The sequence below is a fragment of the Prauserella marina genome (genome assembly GCF_002240355.1).
GTDB classification, from domain to species: Bacteria; Actinomycetota; Actinomycetes; order Mycobacteriales; family Pseudonocardiaceae; genus Prauserella_A; species Prauserella_A marina.
Window position 1 is genome coordinate 794,795 of the sequence record NZ_CP016353.1, and the last position, 19,318, is coordinate 814,112.

Genomic DNA, 19,318 nt, shown 5'->3' on the forward strand with positions numbered 1-19,318 from the left:
CGAGATGGTCAACGAGCCGAGGGTTAAGTGGAAGTCGAGTGTTACGGCCAAGTAGGGGAAGTCGTGAAGACAGCGGCCGGAACGGCGGCGTTGTCGCGGCCTGGGGGTGGTGCGGCGCGAGTACCTTCAAACGCATGTCCACGAGAACAACTCCAACAGTGAAAGACCTGCGCAACGCGCCGAAGGTCCTGCTGCACGACCATCTCGACGGCGGGTTGAGGCCGCGCACCGTCGTCGAACTCGCCGAGGAGACCGGTTACGAGGGCCTTCCCACGGCTGACGTCGACGAACTCGGTCGGTGGTTCAGGGCAGCGGCCGATTCCGGCTCGCTGGTGAGCTACCTGGAGACTTTCGCCCATACCTGCGGCGTCATGCAGACCGAGGCCGCGCTGGCAAGGGTCGCCGCCGAGTGTGTCGAGGACCTCGCTGACGACGGTGTCGTCTACGCCGAGGTTCGTTACGCGCCGGAACTTTTCGTCGAGCGCGGGTTGTCACTCGATGCAGTGATTAGGGCTGTCCAGGAAGGTTTCACGGAGGGTGAGCGACGCGCGGAGGCGAACGGGAAGCGCATCCGCACCGGCACTCTGCTGTGCGCGATGCGCCAGCACGCGAGGGCGCTGGAGATCGCCGAACTCGCCGTCCGCTATCGCGACGCGGGTGTTGTCGGATTCGATATCGCCGGTCCCGAAGCCGGTTTTCCGCCGACCCGGAATTTGGATGCTTTCGAATACATGCGAGTGAACAACGCGCATTTCACGATTCACGCGGGGGAGGCCTTCGGGCTCGCTTCTATTTGGGAGGCGATTCAGCATTGTGGGGCCGAGCGACTCGGTCACGGAGTTCGCATTATCGACGACATCAAGACCTCTTCGGACGGCGAAGTGGAACTGGGGAGGCTCGCGTCCTATGTGAGGGACCGTCGCATCCCGCTCGAACTCTGCCCTTCCTCCAACGTGCAGACCGGTGCGGCGCCGTCGATCGCGGACCATCCGATCGGTTTGCTCGCCAAGTTGCGCTTCCGCGTCACGGTCAACACGGACAACCGGCTGATGAGCGGATGCTCGATGTCGTCGGAGTTCGCCGCGCTGGCCGAGGCGTTCGGTTTCGGCTGGAAGGAGGTCGAGTGGTTCACGATCAACGCCATGAAATCCGCGTTCATCGATTTCGATCAGCGCCTCGACCTGATCAATAACGTCATCAAGCCCTGGTACGCCGACCTGCGCTGACGCCGCGAAAGCCGGTCACTCCCTTGTGTTGGTTAGCCATGCGAAGTAAAGTCCAGTATGTAAGAGCTCGTTCTCATATATTGGGATGCGCATGGTGCGGCTTGATCAGAGCACACGCGGTACCCGGCGCTGGCTGATCCTCGCGCTCGGGCACATCGCGCAAACCGCGAGTTGTGCCTTCCTGTACGGGATCCCGTTCCTCGTCCCCACGATGAGGGCTTCGGAGAACCTCACATTGAGTGAGGCGGGCGCCGTCGTGGCGGCTCCGAGTATCGGCCTGCTGCTGACGCTGATCGTGTGGGGAGCGGCGGCCGACCGCCACGGCGAGCGGCTGATCATGGCGCTGGGACTCGGCTGCTCCGGTCTGCTGCTGACCTTCGCGGGCCTCGGCGGGCATTCACTTGCCGTGCTGTTCGCGCTCTTCGTGGCGGCCGGTGCGTGCACCGCGTCGGTCAACGCCGCGAGCGGCAGGGTCGTGATGGGCTGGTTCGGAGCCCACGAGCGCGGCATGGCGATGGGGGTCAGGCAGACCGCGCAACCACTCGGGGTCGGTGTCGCCGCGCTCGTGTTGCCGCCGCTCGCCGAGCACTGGGGGTTTCGCGCCGCGATCCTGTTTCCCGCCGCGTTCGCCATCGTCGCCGCGATCGGGGTCGCCGTGTTCGTCGTCGACCCGCCGAGGCCAGCGCGGGCCCCGCACGAACCGAAGGTGCGCTCGCCCTACCGGACGCCGACGCTGTGGCGCGTGCACGGTGCCAGCGCGCTGCTGGTGGTCCCGCAGTTCGCGGTGTCGGCGTTCGCTCCGGTCTACCTCGTCGCCATACACGCGTGGAGCCCGCTCGCGGCAGGCTGGTTCCTCGCCGTCGTACAGGGACTCGGCGCGATCGGCAGGCTCGTCTGCGGTTACTGGTCCGACCGCGTCGGCAGCAGGCTGCGCCCGATGCGAACCCTCGCCGTAGCCAGCGCGGCGGTGATGCTGTTGGTCGCCGTAGGCGACGCGAGCTGGCCATGGCTCGTCGTGCTCGCGCTCGTGCTCGCGGCGGTGATCACCGTCAGCGACAACGGACTCGGCTTCACCGCGTCGGCCGAACTCGCCGGGCTTCCCTGGGCGGGAAGGGCCATGGGCGTACAGAACACGGGGCAGAACATCGCGGCGGCACTGACCCCGCCGCTGCTCGGCCTCGTCATCGGCGACACCCGCTACGCGCTCGCGTTCGGGCTCGTCGCCGTCTTTCCCATGATCGCGATCTGGCTGACCCCGGTCCGCGCCGAACGCGGCTAAGGCGTGTCTGATGATCCTCTGCCGTGCGAGCGGGGAGGCTCGCACGGCGGCAGGCAACGGGATTGTCAGACACGCCTCAGCTCAGGCCAGGTTCAGCCGGTCCTCGAAGGACTCCACGAGTTCCCGCCACGCCTTCTGTTCCGCGTCGAAGGGCGGGCTCGGCGCAAGCCGCGTCGGGTCGGGCCTGAGCACGAACGACACCAGCCAGCCGAGGCTTTCCGAACTGCCGAGCGCCGCGGCGACGGTGTCGTCGTCGGCCCAGTCGGCCGCGTCGGTCAGCAACTCCACCGCGAGTTCGAGCTGTGTCGGGTCGATCGCCTCGATGCCCTCACCCAGATCCTCGTCGAGTCCGGCGATGACATAGGTGTTGTCGGGGTCGACCTCGATGTCCAGCTCACCCGCTGTGGCCTTGGTGACGACCTCGTCCCAAGTGGACACATCGGCGATGTCGCTGTCGGCGAACTCGCTCGCGTCGGCGAGCTTGCGCGCGAGCGCCTTCTCCGAACCGAACACCTCGATCTGCCCGTCCGAGCCGAGGAAGATCGGTTCGTCGTCGAGGTAGCAGCGGAGCGTGTAGTACTCCTTCTCCGCGGTCACGATCTTGATGGGATCGATGCCGACCTCGCCCCAGAAACCCAGTGGCTCGTCGTCGCTGTCATCGTCGTCGCCGGCCGAGTCCTTGCTGTCGTCCTTGCCGGAAACGGCGGCCTTGCCGTCCTTTTCCGGCTCGTCGACGGTGTCGAGGTCGTCGTCGTCCGAGTCGACCCCGGCCTCTGCCTCCGCCGATTCCTCGTGGAAGGCGGCGAGTTCCTCAGCGGTCTCGTCGAGCGTCGCGGCGTCGACGGCGGGAACGGTCACCAGCTCGTCGATCGTGTCGAGCACGACGTCCCACTTGCCGGAGACGGTTTCGGAAAGCTCGTTCCACAGCTTCGCGCCCTCCCTGCCGGAGAACGGGAGCTGCCCCTGATCGAGAAGGGAGAAGCCCTCGCAACTGTCGAGGATCTCGTGAACCTCGTCCAATTCGCACACGTCGGCGAGCGAGCGGACGATGCCGACGATCTCGGCCAGCTCGGACAGCGTCCACGAGTCCGGCTCCTCGGCGACCATCTCCGGAACCCCGACGAGGTCGTAGGAATGGTCGTCGTCGGGGATCAGTTCCGGGACGTTGAGCGCGGGAACCGCTTCCCACGCCGGGTGGTCGATGAGGTCGTGCTGTTCCGCGGTCCGCACGAACGCGGCGAGGTGCGCGGCATCGGGGAAGGCGTACAGGTCGTCCTCATCGCCGAGGAAGGCTTCCCATTCCTCGCCGTCCTCCCGCCATCGTGGCGCCCACAGGGTCACCAGATCGCCTTGTGGCAGCCCGAGCTCGATCGGGATGATATCCTGTGCCATTCCGCCCTCCGGAAACACCTGTGCGCATGCCGGGTCGATTGTGGTTCACCCGGACGCGATACGCGAAAGCCTACGGGTTCGGGGAGCAAGCCGCGATCACCCCTCACCTCCCGCACCCGGGATGACACGATCTACCACACGATGACTGACTCGCTGACCGACCTGCTGCCCGCCGACGCGGCCGAGGCCACCGACCCCGACGTACTGTTCGACGCGTTCTCGACCTGGACTTCCTCGCGCGGACTCGATCTCTATCCCGCGCAGGAGGAGGCGCTCATCGAGGTCGTTTCCGGCGCCAACGTCATCCTGTCGACGCCGACCGGATCAGGAAAGAGCCTGGTCGCCGTCGGAGCCCACTTCACAGCGCTCGCGCACGGGCGCCGCAGTTTCTACACCGCGCCGATCAAGGCCCTGGTCTCCGAGAAGTTCTTCTCGCTGATCGAGGTCTTCGGCGCCGACAAGGTCGGCATGATGACCGGCGACTCCAGCGTCAATCCCGACGCGCCCATCATCTGCTGCACGGCCGAGATCCTCGCCAACATCGCACTGCGCTTCGGCGCCGAAGCCGACGTCGGCCAGGTCGTCGCCGACGAGTTCCACTTCTATTCCGAACCGGACCGCGGCTGGGCGTGGCAGGTTCCGCTGCTCGAACTGACGAAAGCGCAATTCGTGCTCATGTCCGCCACCCTCGGCGACGTGTCCTTCTTCGAAAAGGACCTCACCCGCCGGACGGGACGGCCGACCGCGGTGGTGACCTCGGCCGAGCGGCCGGTGCCGCTGACCTTCCGGTACGCGCTCACCCCGATGCACGAGACCGTGTCCGAACTGCTGCACGGTGGTCAGGCGCCCATCTACATCGTGCACTTCTCGCAGGCGGCCGCCATCGAGCGCGCGCAGGCACTGATGAGCATCAACGTCACGAGCAGGGCCGAAAAGGACGCCATCGCCGAACTCATCGGCGACTTCCGGTTCTCAGCCGGTTTCGGCAAGAACCTCTCAAGGCTCGTCCGGCACGGCATCGGCGTCCACCACGCCGGGATGTTGCCGAAGTACCGGCGGCTCGTCGAGCAACTCGCGCAGGCAGGGCTGCTCAAGCTGATCTGCGGCACCGACACCCTCGGCGTCGGCATCAACGTGCCCATTCGCACCGTCGTGCTCTCCGCGCTCACCAAATACGACGGCATCCGGCAGCGGCACCTGAAAGCCCGAGAGTTCCACCAGATCGCGGGCAGGGCGGGCCGAGCAGGCTACGACACCGACGGCTACGTCGTCGTGGAAGCACCCGACCACGTCATCGACAACGCCAAGGCACTCGACAAGGCGGGCGACGACCCCAAAAAGAAACGCAAGATCGTGCGCAAGAAGGCGCCGGAGGGCTTCGTCAACTGGACCGAGAGCACGTTCGAACGGCTCGTCGCCGCCGAACCGGAACCGCTGACGTCGAGCTTCCACGTCAGCCATTCCATGCTGCTGAACGTGATCTCCCGGCCCGGCAACGCCTTCGAGTCGATGCGCCACCTGCTTGAGGACAACCACGAAGACCGGCCGGCGCAGCGCAAGCACATCCTCAGGGCGATCGCGATCTACCGGGCGCTGCTCGCGGCAGGCATCGTCGAACGGCTCGACGAACCGGACGAGCAGGGCAGGACCGTCCGGCTCACCGTCGACCTGCAATTCGACTTCGCGCTCAACCAGCCCCTCTCGCCGCTCGCCGTGGCCGCCGTCGAACTGCTCGACACCGAGTCGCCGACCTACGCGCTCGACGTCGTCTCCATCGTCGAGTCCACCGTGGACGATCCGAAGCAGGTGCTCGCCCAGCAGCAGTTCAAGGCCCGCAACGAAGCCATCGCCGCGATGAAATCCGAGGGCATCGAATACGAAGAACGCATGGAGCTGCTTGAGGACGTCACCTATCCCAAGCCACTCGAAGAGCTGCTACTCGCCGCGTATTCGCGGTACCGGCAGGGACACCCGTGGGTCGCCGACTACCAGCTCTCCCCGAAGTCGGTCGTGCGCGACATGTACGAGCGAGCCATGAACTTCGTGGAATACATCGGGTTCTACGGACTCGCCCGCTCGGAGGGCGTCCTGCTGCGCTACCTCGCGAGCGCCTACGACGCGCTCCGGCGCACGATCCCCGACGACGCCAAGACCGAACCGTTGCAGGACCTCATCGAATGGCTCGGTGAACTCGTGCGGCAGGTCGACTCCAGCCTGCTCGACGAATGGGAGGCGCTGCGCCATCCCGGCGAGGAGAAAGCGAAGGAGGCGGCGGGTGTTCCGCAAGGGCCTCCGCCGGTCACCCGCAACGAGCGGGCGTTTCGCGTTCTCGTGCGCAACGAGATGTTCCGCAGGGTCGAACTCGCCGCCCGCAAGGACTACGTGGCCCTCGGCGAAGCCGATTCCGGCACCGGCTGGGACGCCGAGGCGTGGGAAGACGCGCTCGCGGACTACTTCGCCGAATACGACGAGATCGGGACAGGCCCTGACGCGAGAGGCCCCGCGTTGCTGATGATCGACCAGCAGCCGGATGTCTGGCGGGTGCGGCAGATCTTCGACGATCCAGGTGGTGACCGGGACTGGGGAGTGAGCGCCGAGGTCGATCTGGCCGCCTCCGACGAGGCAGGCTCCGCCGTGGTGAGGGTGACCGGAGTCAACCAGCTCTGACCCGCGAATCCCCCGACCGGAACGCCGAGATCCGCGCTCGGGACGCCGAAATCCGCGCTGGGGGAATGCGACCGGCTGAACCGGACACGGGCGAACCCGCCCGCATCCGGTTCAGCCGCCTATACGCCCATCGGATGCCACACGGTCTTGGCTTCGAGGTAATGACGCAGCCGCCCGATGTCCGGCGTCGCGGCCCAGTCGGGATCGTCGTCGGGAACGGTGAGCACCCGCTTCACCGTGTCCGCGGCCTCGCGGGCCACCTCGACCCGCCCCAGCGGGCCCGCGCCGGTGGGGTCGATCGCGTTCACGTCGCCGTGCGAGGCCAGCCACGGCCCCAGCTCGCTCGCCCTTCCGGTGAGAACGTTGACGACCCCGCCTGGCACGTCGGAGGTCGCCAGCACCTCGGACAGCGTGATGGCCGGCAGCGGCCGCTCCGCGCTCGTCACCACGACCGCGCTACACCCCGTCGCCAGCACCGGCGCGAGCACGCTCACCAGGCCGAGCAGTGAGGATTCCTGCGGCGCCAGCACGCCGACGACACCGGTCGGCTCGGGCACGGTGAATGAGAAGTACGGCCCGGACACCGGATTCGCGGCGCCGAGCACCGTCGCGATCTTGTCGGTCCAGCCCGCGTACCACACCCACCTGTCCACCGACTCATCCACAATGGACTGTGCTTTTCGGGCGGGAATACCCTCGGCCGCGGCGACCTCGGCCGCGAACTGATCGCGCCGCCCCTCCAGCATCTCCGCCACCCGGTACAACACCTGGCCCCTGTTGTAGGCGGTGGCACCGGACCAACCGGGAAACGCCTTGCGCGCGGCGACGACCGCGTCCCGCACGTCCTTGCGCGACGCGTGCGCCGCGTTGGCCAGGAACGCGCCCTTCGAGTCGGTGACCTGGTAGGTCCTTCCCGATTCCGATCGGGGGAACGCGCCCCCGATGTAGAGCTTGTACGTCTTGGCGACGCCGACCCTGTCAGACATGAAGGTAAGCCTCCAGACCGGTCCGCCCGCCTTCGCGGCCGAAACCCGACTCCTGGTAGCCGCCGAACGGGGCGGCGGGATCGAAACGGTTGAACGTGTTGGCCCACACCACACCGGCCCGCAGTTTGTTCGCCGTCCACAGGATGCGGGAACCCTTCTCGGTCCAGATGCCGGCCGAGAGCCCATACGGCGTGTTGTTGGCCTTGGCGACGGCCTCGTCCGGCGTGCGGAACGTGAGCACGGACAGCACCGGACCGAAAATCTCCTCCCTCGCGATGCGCATCGACTGCTCGACGCCGGAGAAAACGGTGGGCGCGAAGAAGAACCCGCGATCGGGAACCGGGCACGGGCTCGTCCAGCGCCGCGCGCCCTCGACGTCGCCCGAGTCGGCGAGTTCGGTGATCCTCGCCAGCTGCTCGGCCGAATTCACGGCGCCGACGTCGGTGTTCTTGTCGAGCGGATCACCGACGCGCAGCGTCGAGATCCTCGCCCGCAGCTTCGCCAGCAGCTCGTCCGCGACGGACTCCTGGACGAGCAGCCGCGACCCCGCGCAGCACACGTGCCCCTGATTGAAGAAGATGCCGTTGACGATGCCCTCCACCGCCTGGTCGATCGCGGCGTCGTCGAACACGATGTTCGCCGCCTTGCCGCCAAGCTCCAGCGTCAGCCGCTTGCGGGTACCAGCCACCGCACGCTGAATCTGCTTGCCGACCTCGGTCGAACCGGTGAACGCGATCTTGTCGACGTCGGGATGGTTCACCAGTTCCGCGCCGATGTCACCGGCCCCGGGAAGGATGTTCACCACCCCCGGCGGCAAACCGGCCTGCTGACAGATCTCGGCGAACACCAGCGCCGTCAGCGGTGTCGTCTCGGCAGGCTTGAGCACCACGGTGTTACCGGTCGCGAGCGCGGGCGCGACCTTCCACGCGAGCATCAACAGCGGGAAGTTCCACGGGATGATCTGGCCCGCGACACCGAGCGGCTTCGGCGAAGGACCGAGCCCCGCGTGGTCGAGTTTGTCGGCCCAGCCGGCGTGATAGAAGAAGTGAGCCGCCGCGGTCGGCACGTCCGAGTCGCGGGATTCCTTGATGGGCTTGCCGTTGTCGAGCGATTCCAGCACCGCGAGTTCCCTCGCGCGCTCCTGGATGAGCCTCGCGATGCGGAACAGATACTTGGCGCGCTCGGAACCGGGCAGCTTGCGCCAGGTGCGATCGTAGGCTTTGCGAGCCGCCTTCACCGCGGTGTCCACATCGGCCCGCGATGCGGTACTCACCTCGGCGAGCACTTCCTCCGTGGCCGGGTTGACGGTCTTTCGCGGTTCACCGCCGCCTTCGGCGAACTCTCCGCCGATGAACGGCCGATATGCCGGTTTGAGGTTCGCGACGTCCCGCGACTCCGGCGCGGGCGCGTACTCCCACATGCTCATCAGTTCACCTTGTCATTCGGCGATGTAATCGGGGCCGGTGTAATGGCCTTCGAGCTGGGTGCGCCGCTGCGACAGCAGATCGTTCAGCAGGCTGGAGGCGCCGAACCGGAACAGCGACGGCGTCAGCCACTCCTCACCGGCGACCTCGTGCACCGCGACGAGGTACTTGACGGCGTCCTTGGTGTTCCTGATCCCGCCGGCCGGCTTGACTCCGCGACGCTCGCCCGCCATCTCGTACCAGTCGCGCACGGCCTGCAACATCACGTGCGTGACGGGAAGCGTCGCCGCGGGCGACACCTTGCCGGTCGAGGTCTTGATGAAGTCCCCACCGGCGAGCAGCGCGAGCCAGGAAGCCCTCCGCACGTTGTCGTAGGTGACCAGCTCCCCGGTTTCGAGGATGACCTTCAGATGGGCGTCACCGCACGCTGCCTTCACCGCGACGATCTCGTCGAAGACCTGGCCGTAGCGCCCTTCGAGAAACGCGCCCCTGTCGATGACCATGTCGACCTCGCTCGCGCCGGAACGCACGGCCAGTTCGACATCGGCCAGCTTGACCTCCCTGCTGGACCGGCCGGACGGAAACGCCGTCGCGACACTCGCGACACCGATACCGGTTCCCGCGAGCGCTTCGACCGCGATCGCCGCGAGATCGGGATACACGCACACCGCCGCGACCCGAGGAGTGTCGGGACGTTCCGGATCGGGCCGCCGCGCCTTCGCGGCGAGCCCCCTCACCCTGCCGTGGGTGTCGGCACCTTCGAGCGTGGTGAGGTCGACCATCGAGATGGCGGTGTCGATCGCCCAGAGTTTGGCGGCCTTCTTGATACTGCGAGTGCCGAGTCCCGCCGCGCGCTGTTCGACGCCGACCTGGTCGACCCCCGGCAGGCCGTGCAGGAACCGGCGGAGGCTCGCGTCGTCGCGGGTGGCGTCGGCGAGCGCCACCGGCAAGGTAGCTGAACTCATGGCCACGAGCGTAGCCGTGCGGACACCCTCGCGTGGTGGGGACGGAACCTCAGGAGCCCGCGATGCCCTTGCGCTTGTCCGGATCCGCCGGCACCCGCTTGACCTCGACGCCGCCCCAGAATGCGAAGCCGTTGATCCGCACGACGGGCGCGCCCTCCACCGCCGTGTCGGTTGCGCCCTTCTTGTCGATGCTCTCGAAAGCACCCATGAAACCGACTCCGGTCACCTCGACGATGACGTCGTCGGGAACCGTGATCTCGATACCCGCCATGATGGCCACCGCGGTGATGGTCGAGTGGCGCTCCGCGAACCGGGCGTTGCGGAGGTCGATCTCCACGCCGCCCCAGAACGCGAAGCTGTTGTGCTGCGGCGGAACGACCCAGTTGCCCTTGCGCGTCGCGCCCGACATGATCGCGATCGAACTCGCCGAACCGGGCTGCCCGCCGATCCGCGTGTCCGGCAGGTTCGGCCGAGCCGGAGCAGGGCTCGACGTGGCAGCCTGCGTCGAAGCCGACGGCAGATCGGCGGTGACCGGTTCGAGTTCACCGAGCGTCTTCGCCTCGTAGACGGTGCCCAGCCGCTCCTCAAGTTCGGCCACCGTGATGCGGCCTTCGCTCATCGCGGTGTGCAGTACCTGCGCGATGCGCTCGCGGTCGGCGTCCGAAGCCCTGAGCTGTTTGGGATCGGGAATGCCCGGCTGTTCCGTCACGCCAACACCCTAGCTCGTGGCGGCCGCTATCGTGTCGCACATGGACGTCCTCGTCGTCGAACACCCCTTGGCAAAAGCCCGGCTGTCGACCATGCGGGAGGCGAGCACGGACAGCGCGGCTTTCCGGGCCGCGCTGCACGAACTGACCGTGATGCTGACCTACGAGGCAACCCGCGGTGCCCCGTTGGTGACCGAGCGCATCCACACACCCGTCGCGAGGACCGACGGCTACCGGCTGGCGAATCCTCCGCTGCTGGTTCCGGTTCTCAGGGCGGGACTGGGAATGGCCGACCAGGCACACAAACTCATCCCTGACGCCCAGATGGGGTTCGTCGGTCTCGCGAGAGACGAGGAGACGCTACTACCGACCCCTTATATGGAGTCATTGCCGGAATCGCTCGCCGACCGGCCGGTGTTCGTGCTCGATCCGATGCTCGCGACAGGCGGCTCCATGGAGTACACGATCCGGCTGCTGACCGGCAGGGGAGCCACCGACGTGACGGCGGTGTGCGCCCTGGCGGCGCCGGAAGGTCTGAAACACCTTGAGGAGTCCGGCCTGCCGGTGCGGGTCGTGACGGCCAGCATCGACGAACGGCTCAATGATTCCGGCTTCATCGTGCCCGGCCTCGGTGACGCGGGGGACCGTCAGTACGGCACGGTCTGAGAGCTCAGGCAAGCCAGCCACGGACGGTGGCTGACAGGGCGCGCTCGTAGGTACCGCGGAAGTCGACGCCAGAGGACAGGCTGGTGTTCAGCTCAAGCGACACCAGTCCGTGCGCGCAGCCCCAGCAGTTCACCGCGACCAGGCCGGGTGTCTCGGCGGAAAAGACGCCCGACTCGATTCCGGCCCTCGCGGTGTCCCACAACGGTTCGAGCGCGTTCCTCGCGAGCGCGCTCGTCGTACCGTTCGGTTCGAATCCGGGTACCGCGCCGCTGAACATGGCCGAGTAGAGGTGCGGGTCGGACAGTGCGCCGTCCCGGTAGCCGAGCCCGAGCGCCACTAGGTCCCTCACGACGTCACCGCTCGCCTCGACGGCGCGCAGTCGCTCACCGAATCGCCGGAAGCCGTCGGCGTACAGGGCATTGACGAGGTCGGACTTGCCGCCGAAGAGGGAGTAGACCGCCGTCGTCGACGTTCCGGCCTCCGCCGCGAGCTTGCGAAGGCTCAATGCCGAGGCCCCCCGCGCGCCGAGTAGTTCGCTCGCCCTGGTGAGCAGCTTCGCCCTGAGGGCCTCGTCGTGTGTTCTCGGGCGGGGCATGGCGTCACCATATCGGGACGCTGTTACGAAATGGGCTTCCGAGGTTGACCTGGAGCGCGCTCCAGGTCGTACCGTCCAGGACATGGGCCATTCGATAGCGGAGGCAGCACGGCGTAGCGGGCTGTCGATCGACACGCTGCGGTACTACGAGCGGATCAAGTTGCTCGATCCACCAGAGCGGGACGCGGCTGGCAGGCGCGACTACTCGGAGGAAGACCTCACCTGGCTTGCCTTCCTCACCAGACTGCGCACGACGGGAATGCCGATCCGGCGGATGCGGGAGTACGCGTCGTTGCGCAGGCGGGGGACGGCCAGCGCCGGAAGGCGCAAGGCGATCCTCGTCGAGCAGAGGGCGGTGGTCGCCGAGCGCATCGAGGAGTTGCGGGCGTGCATGGACGTCCTCGACTACAAGATCGGCAACTACGAACGGATAGAGCGGGATGCCGCGCTCGTCCCGAGCGAGGCCACGGCATGAGTGAGACCGGCCGATGGCCGCCCTTGGTCGAAAGGTCCGCTGACCTGGGTTTTCATGTTTAGTGACCCCCCCTTTAACGGGGTGATCATGGACGTGTAATCTTCTTCTTGTCGCCAGGGAGACCGGGCAGGCGGGGCCGGAAACGGTTACGCCGCACGGGTTACCAGGCAAGGAGAGTGAAAGCTCTCCGAACCAGAGTGTCTGCTCGCTAATTCAGATCGCAAGATGTGAGTTGGTTCGGCCGCGCTCCGGTTGACAATCAAAATATGCAACAATGTGTTGTTTGAGAACTCAACAGTGTGTTTGTGAGCTTGTAGTCTTGTTTTGTTTTTGAACCCTGTTTTTGGGTTTTTCTTTGAGGCTATTTGTTTTTTGAGTAGTCGGGTTTGTTCTTTTCAATGCATTGTTGGAGAGTTTGATCCTGGCTCAGGACGAACGCTGGCGGCGTGCTTAACACATGCAAGTCGAACGCTGAACCCGCTTCGGTGGGGGATGAGTGGCGAACGGGTGAGTAACACGTGGGTAATCTGCCCTGTACTTTGGGATAAGCCCGGGAAACTGGGTCTAATACCGGATAGGACCATGTCACGCATGTGGTGTGGTGGAAAGTTTCGGCGGTACAGGTTGAGCCCGCGGCCTATCAGCTTGTTGGTGGGGTGATGGCCTACCAAGGCGGTGACGGGTAGCCGGCCTGAGAGGGCGACCGGCCACACTGGGACTGAGACACGGCCCAGACTCCTACGGGAGGCAGCAGTGGGGAATATTGCACAATGGGCGAAAGCCTGATGCAGCGACGCCGCGTGAGGGATGACGGCCTTCGGGTTGTAAACCTCTTTCGCCAGGGACGAAGGGTGACTGACGGTACCTGGAGAAGAAGCACCGGCTAACTACGTGCCAGCAGCCGCGGTAATACGTAGGGTGCGAGCGTTGTCCGGAATTATTGGGCGTAAAGAGCTCGTAGGCGGTGTGTCACGTCTGCCGTGAAAACCTCAGGCTTAACTTGGGGCGTGCGGTGGATACGGGCATCACTTGAGTTCGGTAGGGGAGACTGGAATTCCTGGTGTAGCGGTGGAATGCGCAGATATCAGGAGGAACACCGGTGGCGAAGGCGGGTCTCTGGGCCGATACTGACGCTGAGGAGCGAAAGCGTGGGGAGCGAACAGGATTAGATACCCTGGTAGTCCACGCTGTAAACGTTGGGCGCTAGGTGTGGGGTGCTGTCCACGCATCCCGTGCCGTAGCTAACGCATTAAGCGCCCCGCCTGGGGAGTACGGCCGCAAGGCTAAAACTCAAAGGAATTGACGGGGGCCCGCACAAGCGGCGGAGCATGTGGATTAATTCGATGCAACGCGAAGAACCTTACCTGGGCTTGACATGCGCCAGATTGCCGTAGAGATACGGTTTCCCTTGTGGTTGGTGTACAGGTGGTGCATGGCTGTCGTCAGCTCGTGTCGTGAGATGTTGGGTTAAGTCCCGCAACGAGCGCAACCCTTATCCTATGTTGCCAGCGGGTTATGCCGGGGACTCGTGGGAGACTGCCGGGGTCAACTCGGAGGAAGGTGGGGATGACGTCAAGTCATCATGCCCCTTATGTCCAGGGCTTCACACATGCTACAATGGCTGGTACAGAGGGTTGCGATACCGTGAGGTGGAGCGAATCCCTTAAAGCTGGTCTCAGTTCGGATCGTAGTCTGCAACTCGACTGCGTGAAGTCGGAGTCGCTAGTAATCGCAGATCAGCATTGCTGCGGTGAATACGTTCCCGGGCCTTGTACACACCGCCCGTCACGTCACGAAAGTCGGTAACACCCGAAGCCCATGGCCCAACCCTTTTGGGGGGGAGTGGTCGAAGGTGGGACTGGCGATTGGGACGAAGTCGTAACAAGGTAGCCGTACCGGAAGGTGCGGCTGGATCACCTCCTTTCTAAGGAGCACAACACGTCCATTCTGGTCTGTGATCGGGATGGGGTGGCCACTGTATTCGCCGGATGTGCGGATGGTGGTTGCTCGAGGAATTGTGGACGCAAGACTATGTTTCCGGTTTTTGATGCTGGATGGTTTGCAAGCACGCTGTTGGGTCCTGAGACAGCACGTTGTGTTGTTTTGGTGTGGTGTTTGAGAATTGTAGAGTGAGTGCGAGCATCTTTGTGGTCAAGTTATGTAGGGCACATGGTGGATGTCTGGGCACTAGGGGCCGATGAAGGACGTGGGAGGCTGCGATAAGCCTCGGGGAGCTGTCAACCGAGCTGTGATCCGAGGGTGTCCGAATGGGGAAACCCGGCACCCGTGATGGGGTGTCACCCGCCGCTGAATATATAGGTGGTGTGGAGGGAACGCGGGGAAGTGAAACATCTCAGTACCCGTAGGAAGAGAAAACAATATGTGATTCCGTGAGTAGTGGCGAGCGAAAGCGGATGAGGCTAAACCGTGCGCATGTGAAAATTGTCAGGTGTTGTGTGTGCGGGGTTGTGGGACCCATTGTCTGAGGGCTGACACTCTCAGCGTTGCTGCGCATGGTTAGTGGAACAGTCTGGGATGGCTGGCCGGAGTGGGTGAGAGTCCCGTACGCGAAAACTGTGTTGTGGTGATGTGGTGGTGTTCCCGAGTAGCAGCGAGCTCGTGGAATTTGCTGTGAATCTGCCGGGACCACTCGGTAAGCCTAAATACTTCCTAGTGACCGATAGCGGACGAGTACCGTGAGGGAAAGATGAAAAGTACCCCGGGAGGGGAGTGAAAGAGTACCTGAAACCGTGTGCCTGCAAGCCGTCAGAGCGTTGTTTTGGCAATGTGATGGCGTGCCTTTTGAAGAATGAGCCTGCGAGTTCGTGCTGCGTGGCGAGGTTAACCCGTGTGGGGTAGCCGTAGCGAAAGCGAGTCTGAATAGGGCGTGTAGTTGCGTGGTCGAGACCCGAAGCGGAGTGATCTACCCATGGCCAGGGTGAAGCGCCGGTAAGACGGTGTGGAGGCCCGAACCCACCAGGGTTGAAAACCTGGGGGATGAGTTGTGGGTAGGGGTGAAAGGCCAATCAAACTCCGTGATAGCTGGTTCTCCCCGAAATGCATTTAGGTGCAGCGTCGCATGTTTCACACCTGGGGTAGAGCTACTGGATGGCCTAGGGGCCTTACCGGGTTACCGAAGTCAACCAAACTCCGAATACGGGTGTGTGAGAGTGCGGCAGTGAGACGGCGGGGGATAAGCTTCGTCGTCGAGAGGGAAACAGCCCAGAACGCCAGCTAAGGCCCCTAAGTGTGTGCTCAGTGGGAAAGGATGTGGAGTCGCTGAGACAACCAGGAGGTTGGCTTAGAAGCAGCCATCCTTGAAAGAGTGCGTAATAGCTCACTGGTCAAGTGGTTCTGCGCCGACAATGTAGCGGGGCTTAAGCACACCGCCGAAGCTGTGTCGCTCACACAAGAGATCGGTGTCCTTCTTTGGGAAGGGTATCTAGTCGTGTGGGTGGGTAGGGGAGCGTCCTGCATCCAGGGAAGCCACGGTGGAAACCAGTGGTGGAGGGTGTGGGAGTGAGAATGCAGGCATGAGTAGCGAATGCAGAGTGAGAATCTCTGCCGCCGGATGACCAAGGGTTCCTGGGCCAGGTTGTTCCGCCCAGGGTAAGTCGGGACCTAAGGCGAGGCCGACAGGCGTAGTCGATGGACAACGGGTTGATATTCCCGTACCCGCGTATGTGCGTCCATGGTGAGGCAGGGGATACTAACCACCCGAAGCCCGCATTGTTCCCTTTGGGTTCGGTGTGTGGTGGAGCGTGGGATCTGATCCTGTAGTAGTCAAGTGATGGGGTGACGCAGGAAGGTAGCCTCGCCAGTGAGTGGTAGTACTGGTGTAAGCGTGTGGCCCGTCTGGTAGGTAAATCCGCCAGGCTGTCTTGGATGACGTGGGTGAGGCGTGATGCGTAGCCGTTTGTGGTGAAGTAGGGTGATCCTCTGCTGCCGAGAAAAGCCTCTAGCGAGTGCGTGCGTGGCCCGTACCCTAAACCGACACAGGTGGTCAGGTAGAGAATACTAAGGCGATCGGGTGAACTGTGGTTAAGGAACTCGGCAAATTGCCCCCGTAACTTCGGGAGAAGGGGGGCCAAACATCCTGAAGCCTTTTGCGGGCTAGGGGTGGGTGGCCGCAGAGACCAGCGGAAAGCGACTGTTTACTAAAAACACAGGTCCATGCGAAGACGCAAGTCGAGGTATATGGACTGACGCCTGCCCGGTGCTGGAACGTTAAGAGGACCGGTTAACTCCTTTCGGGGGGTGAAGCTGAGAATTTAAGCGCCAGTAAACGGCGGTGGTAACTATAACCATCCTAAGGTAGCGAAATTCCTTGTCGGGTAAGTTCCGACCTGCACGAATGGCGTAACGACTTTCCGGCTGTCTCAACCACAGGCCCGGCGAAATTGCACTACGAGTAAAGATGCTCGTTTCGCGCGGCAGGACGGAAAGACCCCGGGACCTTTACTATAGCTTGGTATTGGTTTTCGGTTCGGCTTGTGTAGGATAGGTGGGAAACTGTGAAGCTGGCACGCTAGTGTTGGTGGAGTTAATCTTGAAATACCACTCTGGTCGAATGGGGAATCTAACTTCGGACCGTGATCCGGTTCAGGGACAGTGCCTGGTGGGTAGTTTAACTGGGGCGGTTGCCTCCCAAAGAGTAACGGAGGCGCCCAAAGGTTCCCTCAGCCTGGTTGGCAATCAGGTGTTGAGTGTAAGTGCACAAGGGAGCTTGACTGTGAGACTGACAGGTCGAGCAGGTACGAAAGTAGGGACTAGTGATCCGGCACCTCCTGGTGGAAGGGGTGTCGCTCAACGGATAAAAGGTACCCCGGGGATAACAGGCTGATCTTGCCCAAGAGTCCATATCGACGGCATGGTTTGGCACCTCGATGTCGGCTCGTCGCATCCTGGGGCCGGAGTAGGTCCCAAGGGTTGGGCTGTTCGCCCATTAAAGCGGCACGCGAGCTGGGTTTAGAACGTCGTGAGACAGTTCGGTCCCTATCCGCCGCGCGCGCAGGAGACTTGCGGAAGGCTGTCCCTAGTACGAGAGGACCGGGACGGACGAACCTCTGGTATGCCAGTTGTCACGCCAGTGGCATGGCTGGTTAGCTACGTTCGGAAGGGATAACCGCTGAAGGCATCTAAGCGGGAAGCCTGTTCCTAGATGAGGTCTCCCACCCCGTTGTGGGTTAAGGCTCCCAGTAGACCACTGGGTTGATAGGCCAGACATGGACGCGCAGTAATGTGTTATTGAGTGGACTGGTACTAATAGGCCGAGGACTTGCCCACAAAGCTGCTACGCACTCACTCTACGATTCTGAAACACCACACCCACCCCACCACAGTGGTGGAACCCGGGGTGTGTGTTTGTTTCATAGTGTTTCGGTGGTCATAGCGGTGGGGCCACGCCCGGTCCCATTCCGAACCCGGAAGCTAAGCCCACCAGCGCCGATGGTACTGCACCCGAAGGGGTGTGGGAGAGTAGGACACCGCCGAACAAAAATTAGCGAGGCCCACTGTGGCCGGTGATCTCACCGGCCACAGTGGGCCTTCCGCTATTTCTGGACTTTTCTCAGTCGTCGAATAGCAAAGAAGGGGTTGAGTCCTGATAGGACTCAACCCCTTCTTCGGGTCCGCGGGCTTATTCGTCGAGCAGTTCGGCGATGGCCGCCGGGGTGGCTTCCAGCGCGACCTGACGTTGTTCCCTGGTGGTGAGGCTCCGGATGGTCACGTTTCCGGCGTCCCAGTCTTCCTGGCCGACGATGACGACAGCGCGGGCACCGGCCTTGTCGGCGCGCGTCAGTTCTTTCCCGAGCTTGCGCGGTTCCAACGGAACCGAGGTACGCAACCCTTCACGGCGCAGCTTCGTGGCGACGCTGCGAGCAGCGTCCTCAAGGTCCTCGGCAACCGGGATGACGACGACGTCGACCTCGTTGCGGGGCTGTGGCAGCAAATCGTGGGTCTTGAGGAAGTCCATGAGCGTCACATCGCCCATTCCGAAACCGAGGCCGGGAATCTGCTGCGGGGTAAATAGTGAGGCGAGGTCGCTGTAGCTGCCACCACCGAAAAGCGCCCGCCGGTTTTCCGGCGAGGTGTCGAAGACCTCGAACACGGTGGATGTGTAGTAGGCCAGGCCCCTCACGATCATGGGATCGAATCGCACCAGATCAGCGGAACCGCTGCGCAGTACCTTCACGAGGTTCGAATTCTCGGTGACCTCCGACGGCAACTCGGCCAGCAGGTCGGTTCCGGAACCGAGCACATCGGACAGTTTCTCGAACTGCTTGTCGGTGAGGCCGATCTCGGTCGCCGCGGCGGCGAGTTTGTCCCGCTCCACCTTTTCCCAGCGGTCGACGAGACCGAACACCTCGGTGAGTTGTTCCGAGGGGACCCCGACCACGTCCGTCAGCGCGGACGACAGCAGATTCCGGTCGTTCGCCCTGATCACGAACATGTCTTCACTGGCACCGAGGCTCACCAGCATGTCGTGGATCAATTCGAAGATCTCGATTTCGCAGTTCGCGCTCGTCGAGCCGAAAATGTCGACGTTGATCTGCCAATGCTCGCGGACCCTGCCCCGTTGGGGGCGTTCGTAGCGGTGACAGTTCGGGTGGCTGTACCACCGGACCGGGAACTGCAGGGCGCCCGCGTGGCCGGCGATCATCCTGGCCACCGAGGGGGTCATTTCGGGACGCAGCGCCAGCCTGCGCCCACCGCGGTCGGTGAGCGTGTAAAGCTGCTGGTTGGCGATTTCTTCGCCCGATTTGGCCTCGTAGATCTCGGCGGATTCCAGGATGGGACCGTCGTAACGCTGAAACCCGTACCGCTCGATGACCTCGTAGAGCTTGCCGAAGACCTGGGTACGGACGGACATCTCCGGCGGGAGGAAGTCCCTGGTACCCCGGTAGGGCGCGGTCGGCAGGTATTCGGGCACGGTCG

General features: G+C 63.8%; 12 protein-coding genes and 3 rRNA genes. 8 read left to right on the plus strand and 7 right to left on the minus strand.

Annotated features, from left to right (window positions below):
• Positions 1-134 precede the first annotated feature (134 nt).
• Positions 135-1,226 (plus strand): adenosine deaminase, encoded by a 1,092-nt coding sequence (locus BAY61_RS03530; protein WP_091810812.1) that lies wholly within the window; start codon positions 135-137, stop codon positions 1,224-1,226.
• Between the two features lie 91 nt (positions 1,227-1,317).
• Positions 1,318-2,505, plus strand: a complete 1,188-nt coding sequence (locus tag BAY61_RS03535; protein WP_091810836.1) for an MFS transporter — start codon at positions 1,318-1,320, stop codon at positions 2,503-2,505.
• Positions 2,506-2,586: 81 nt separating this feature from the next.
• On the opposite strand, the gene BAY61_RS03540 is transcribed toward BAY61_RS03535, so the two are convergent.
• Positions 2,587-3,897 carry a primosomal protein gene (locus BAY61_RS03540; protein WP_091810811.1) on the minus strand — a complete coding sequence of 437 codons (1,311 nt, stop codon included), beginning with the start codon at positions 3,895-3,897 and terminating at the stop codon, positions 2,587-2,589.
• Positions 3,898-4,038: 141 nt separating this feature from the next.
• On the opposite strand from BAY61_RS03540, the gene BAY61_RS03545 reads away from it, so the two are divergent.
• The gene (locus BAY61_RS03545) at positions 4,039-6,564 is read left to right on the plus strand and encodes a DEAD/DEAH box helicase (protein WP_091810810.1); all 2,526 of its coding nucleotides are present in this window, start codon (positions 4,039-4,041) and stop codon (positions 6,562-6,564) included.
• A 119-nt stretch (positions 6,565-6,683) separates the two neighbouring features.
• On the opposite strand, the gene BAY61_RS03550 is transcribed toward BAY61_RS03545, so the two are convergent.
• Genes BAY61_RS03550 through BAY61_RS03565 form a run of 4 tightly spaced genes read right to left on the minus strand, consistent with a single transcriptional unit; the run spans position 6,684 to position 10,648 of the window.
• Positions 6,684-7,550 carry an aldehyde dehydrogenase family protein gene (locus BAY61_RS03550; RefSeq protein WP_091810809.1) on the minus strand — a complete coding sequence of 289 codons (867 nt, stop codon included), beginning with the start codon at positions 7,548-7,550 and terminating at the stop codon, positions 6,684-6,686.
• Positions 7,543-8,976: an aldehyde dehydrogenase family protein gene (locus BAY61_RS03555; RefSeq protein ID WP_091810808.1), complete on the minus strand. Its 1,434-nt coding sequence runs from the start codon at positions 8,974-8,976 to the stop codon at positions 7,543-7,545. Before BAY61_RS03555 ends, BAY61_RS03550 begins: the two co-directional genes overlap by 8 nt.
• A gap of 12 nt (positions 8,977-8,988) precedes the next feature.
• Positions 8,989-9,939, minus strand: coding sequence for a deoxyribose-phosphate aldolase (deoC, locus tag BAY61_RS03560; protein ID WP_091810807.1), 951 nt, complete (start codon positions 9,937-9,939; stop codon positions 8,989-8,991).
• Positions 9,940-9,988: 49 nt separating this feature from the next.
• Entirely contained in the window at positions 9,989-10,648 is a 660-nt protein-coding gene (locus tag BAY61_RS03565) for a DUF1707 SHOCT-like domain-containing protein (RefSeq protein ID WP_091810806.1), read from the minus strand.
• A gap of 40 nt (positions 10,649-10,688) precedes the next feature.
• Here BAY61_RS03565 and upp point away from each other — a divergent pair, with 40 nt between their 5' ends.
• The gene (gene upp, locus BAY61_RS03570; RefSeq protein ID WP_091810805.1) at positions 10,689-11,312 is read left to right on the plus strand and encodes a uracil phosphoribosyltransferase; all 624 of its coding nucleotides are present in this window, start codon (positions 10,689-10,691) and stop codon (positions 11,310-11,312) included.
• Between the two features lie 4 nt (positions 11,313-11,316).
• On the opposite strand, the gene BAY61_RS03575 is transcribed toward upp, so the two are convergent.
• Positions 11,317-11,907, minus strand: a complete 591-nt coding sequence (locus BAY61_RS03575) for a TetR/AcrR family transcriptional regulator (protein WP_091810804.1) — start codon at positions 11,905-11,907, stop codon at positions 11,317-11,319.
• An 82-nt stretch (positions 11,908-11,989) separates the two neighbouring features.
• On the opposite strand from BAY61_RS03575, the gene BAY61_RS03580 reads away from it, so the two are divergent.
• The 4 genes from BAY61_RS03580 to rrf all read left to right on the plus strand — a co-directional run bounded on the left by BAY61_RS03580 (position 11,990) and on the right by rrf (position 17,877).
• Complete coding sequence (locus tag BAY61_RS03580) at positions 11,990-12,382, plus strand: MerR family transcriptional regulator (protein WP_091810803.1); 393 nt, start codon at positions 11,990-11,992, stop codon at positions 12,380-12,382.
• A 403-nt stretch (positions 12,383-12,785) separates the two neighbouring features.
• Positions 12,786-14,306: ribosomal RNA gene (locus BAY61_RS03585) — 16S ribosomal RNA — on the plus strand.
• Positions 14,307-14,531: 225 nt separating this feature from the next.
• Positions 14,532-17,668: ribosomal RNA gene (locus BAY61_RS03590) — 23S ribosomal RNA — on the plus strand.
• Between the two features lie 92 nt (positions 17,669-17,760).
• A 5S ribosomal RNA gene (rrf, locus tag BAY61_RS03595) occupies positions 17,761-17,877 on the plus strand.
• Together the 16S, 23S and 5S rRNA genes form the textbook arrangement of a ribosomal RNA operon.
• A 143-nt stretch (positions 17,878-18,020) precedes the next feature.
• Here rrf and hisS read toward each other — a convergent pair.
• Complete coding sequence (hisS, locus tag BAY61_RS03600) at positions 18,021-19,313, minus strand: histidine--tRNA ligase (RefSeq protein ID WP_091810555.1); 1,293 nt, start codon at positions 19,311-19,313, stop codon at positions 18,021-18,023.
• Positions 19,314-19,318: the final 5 nt, after the last annotated feature.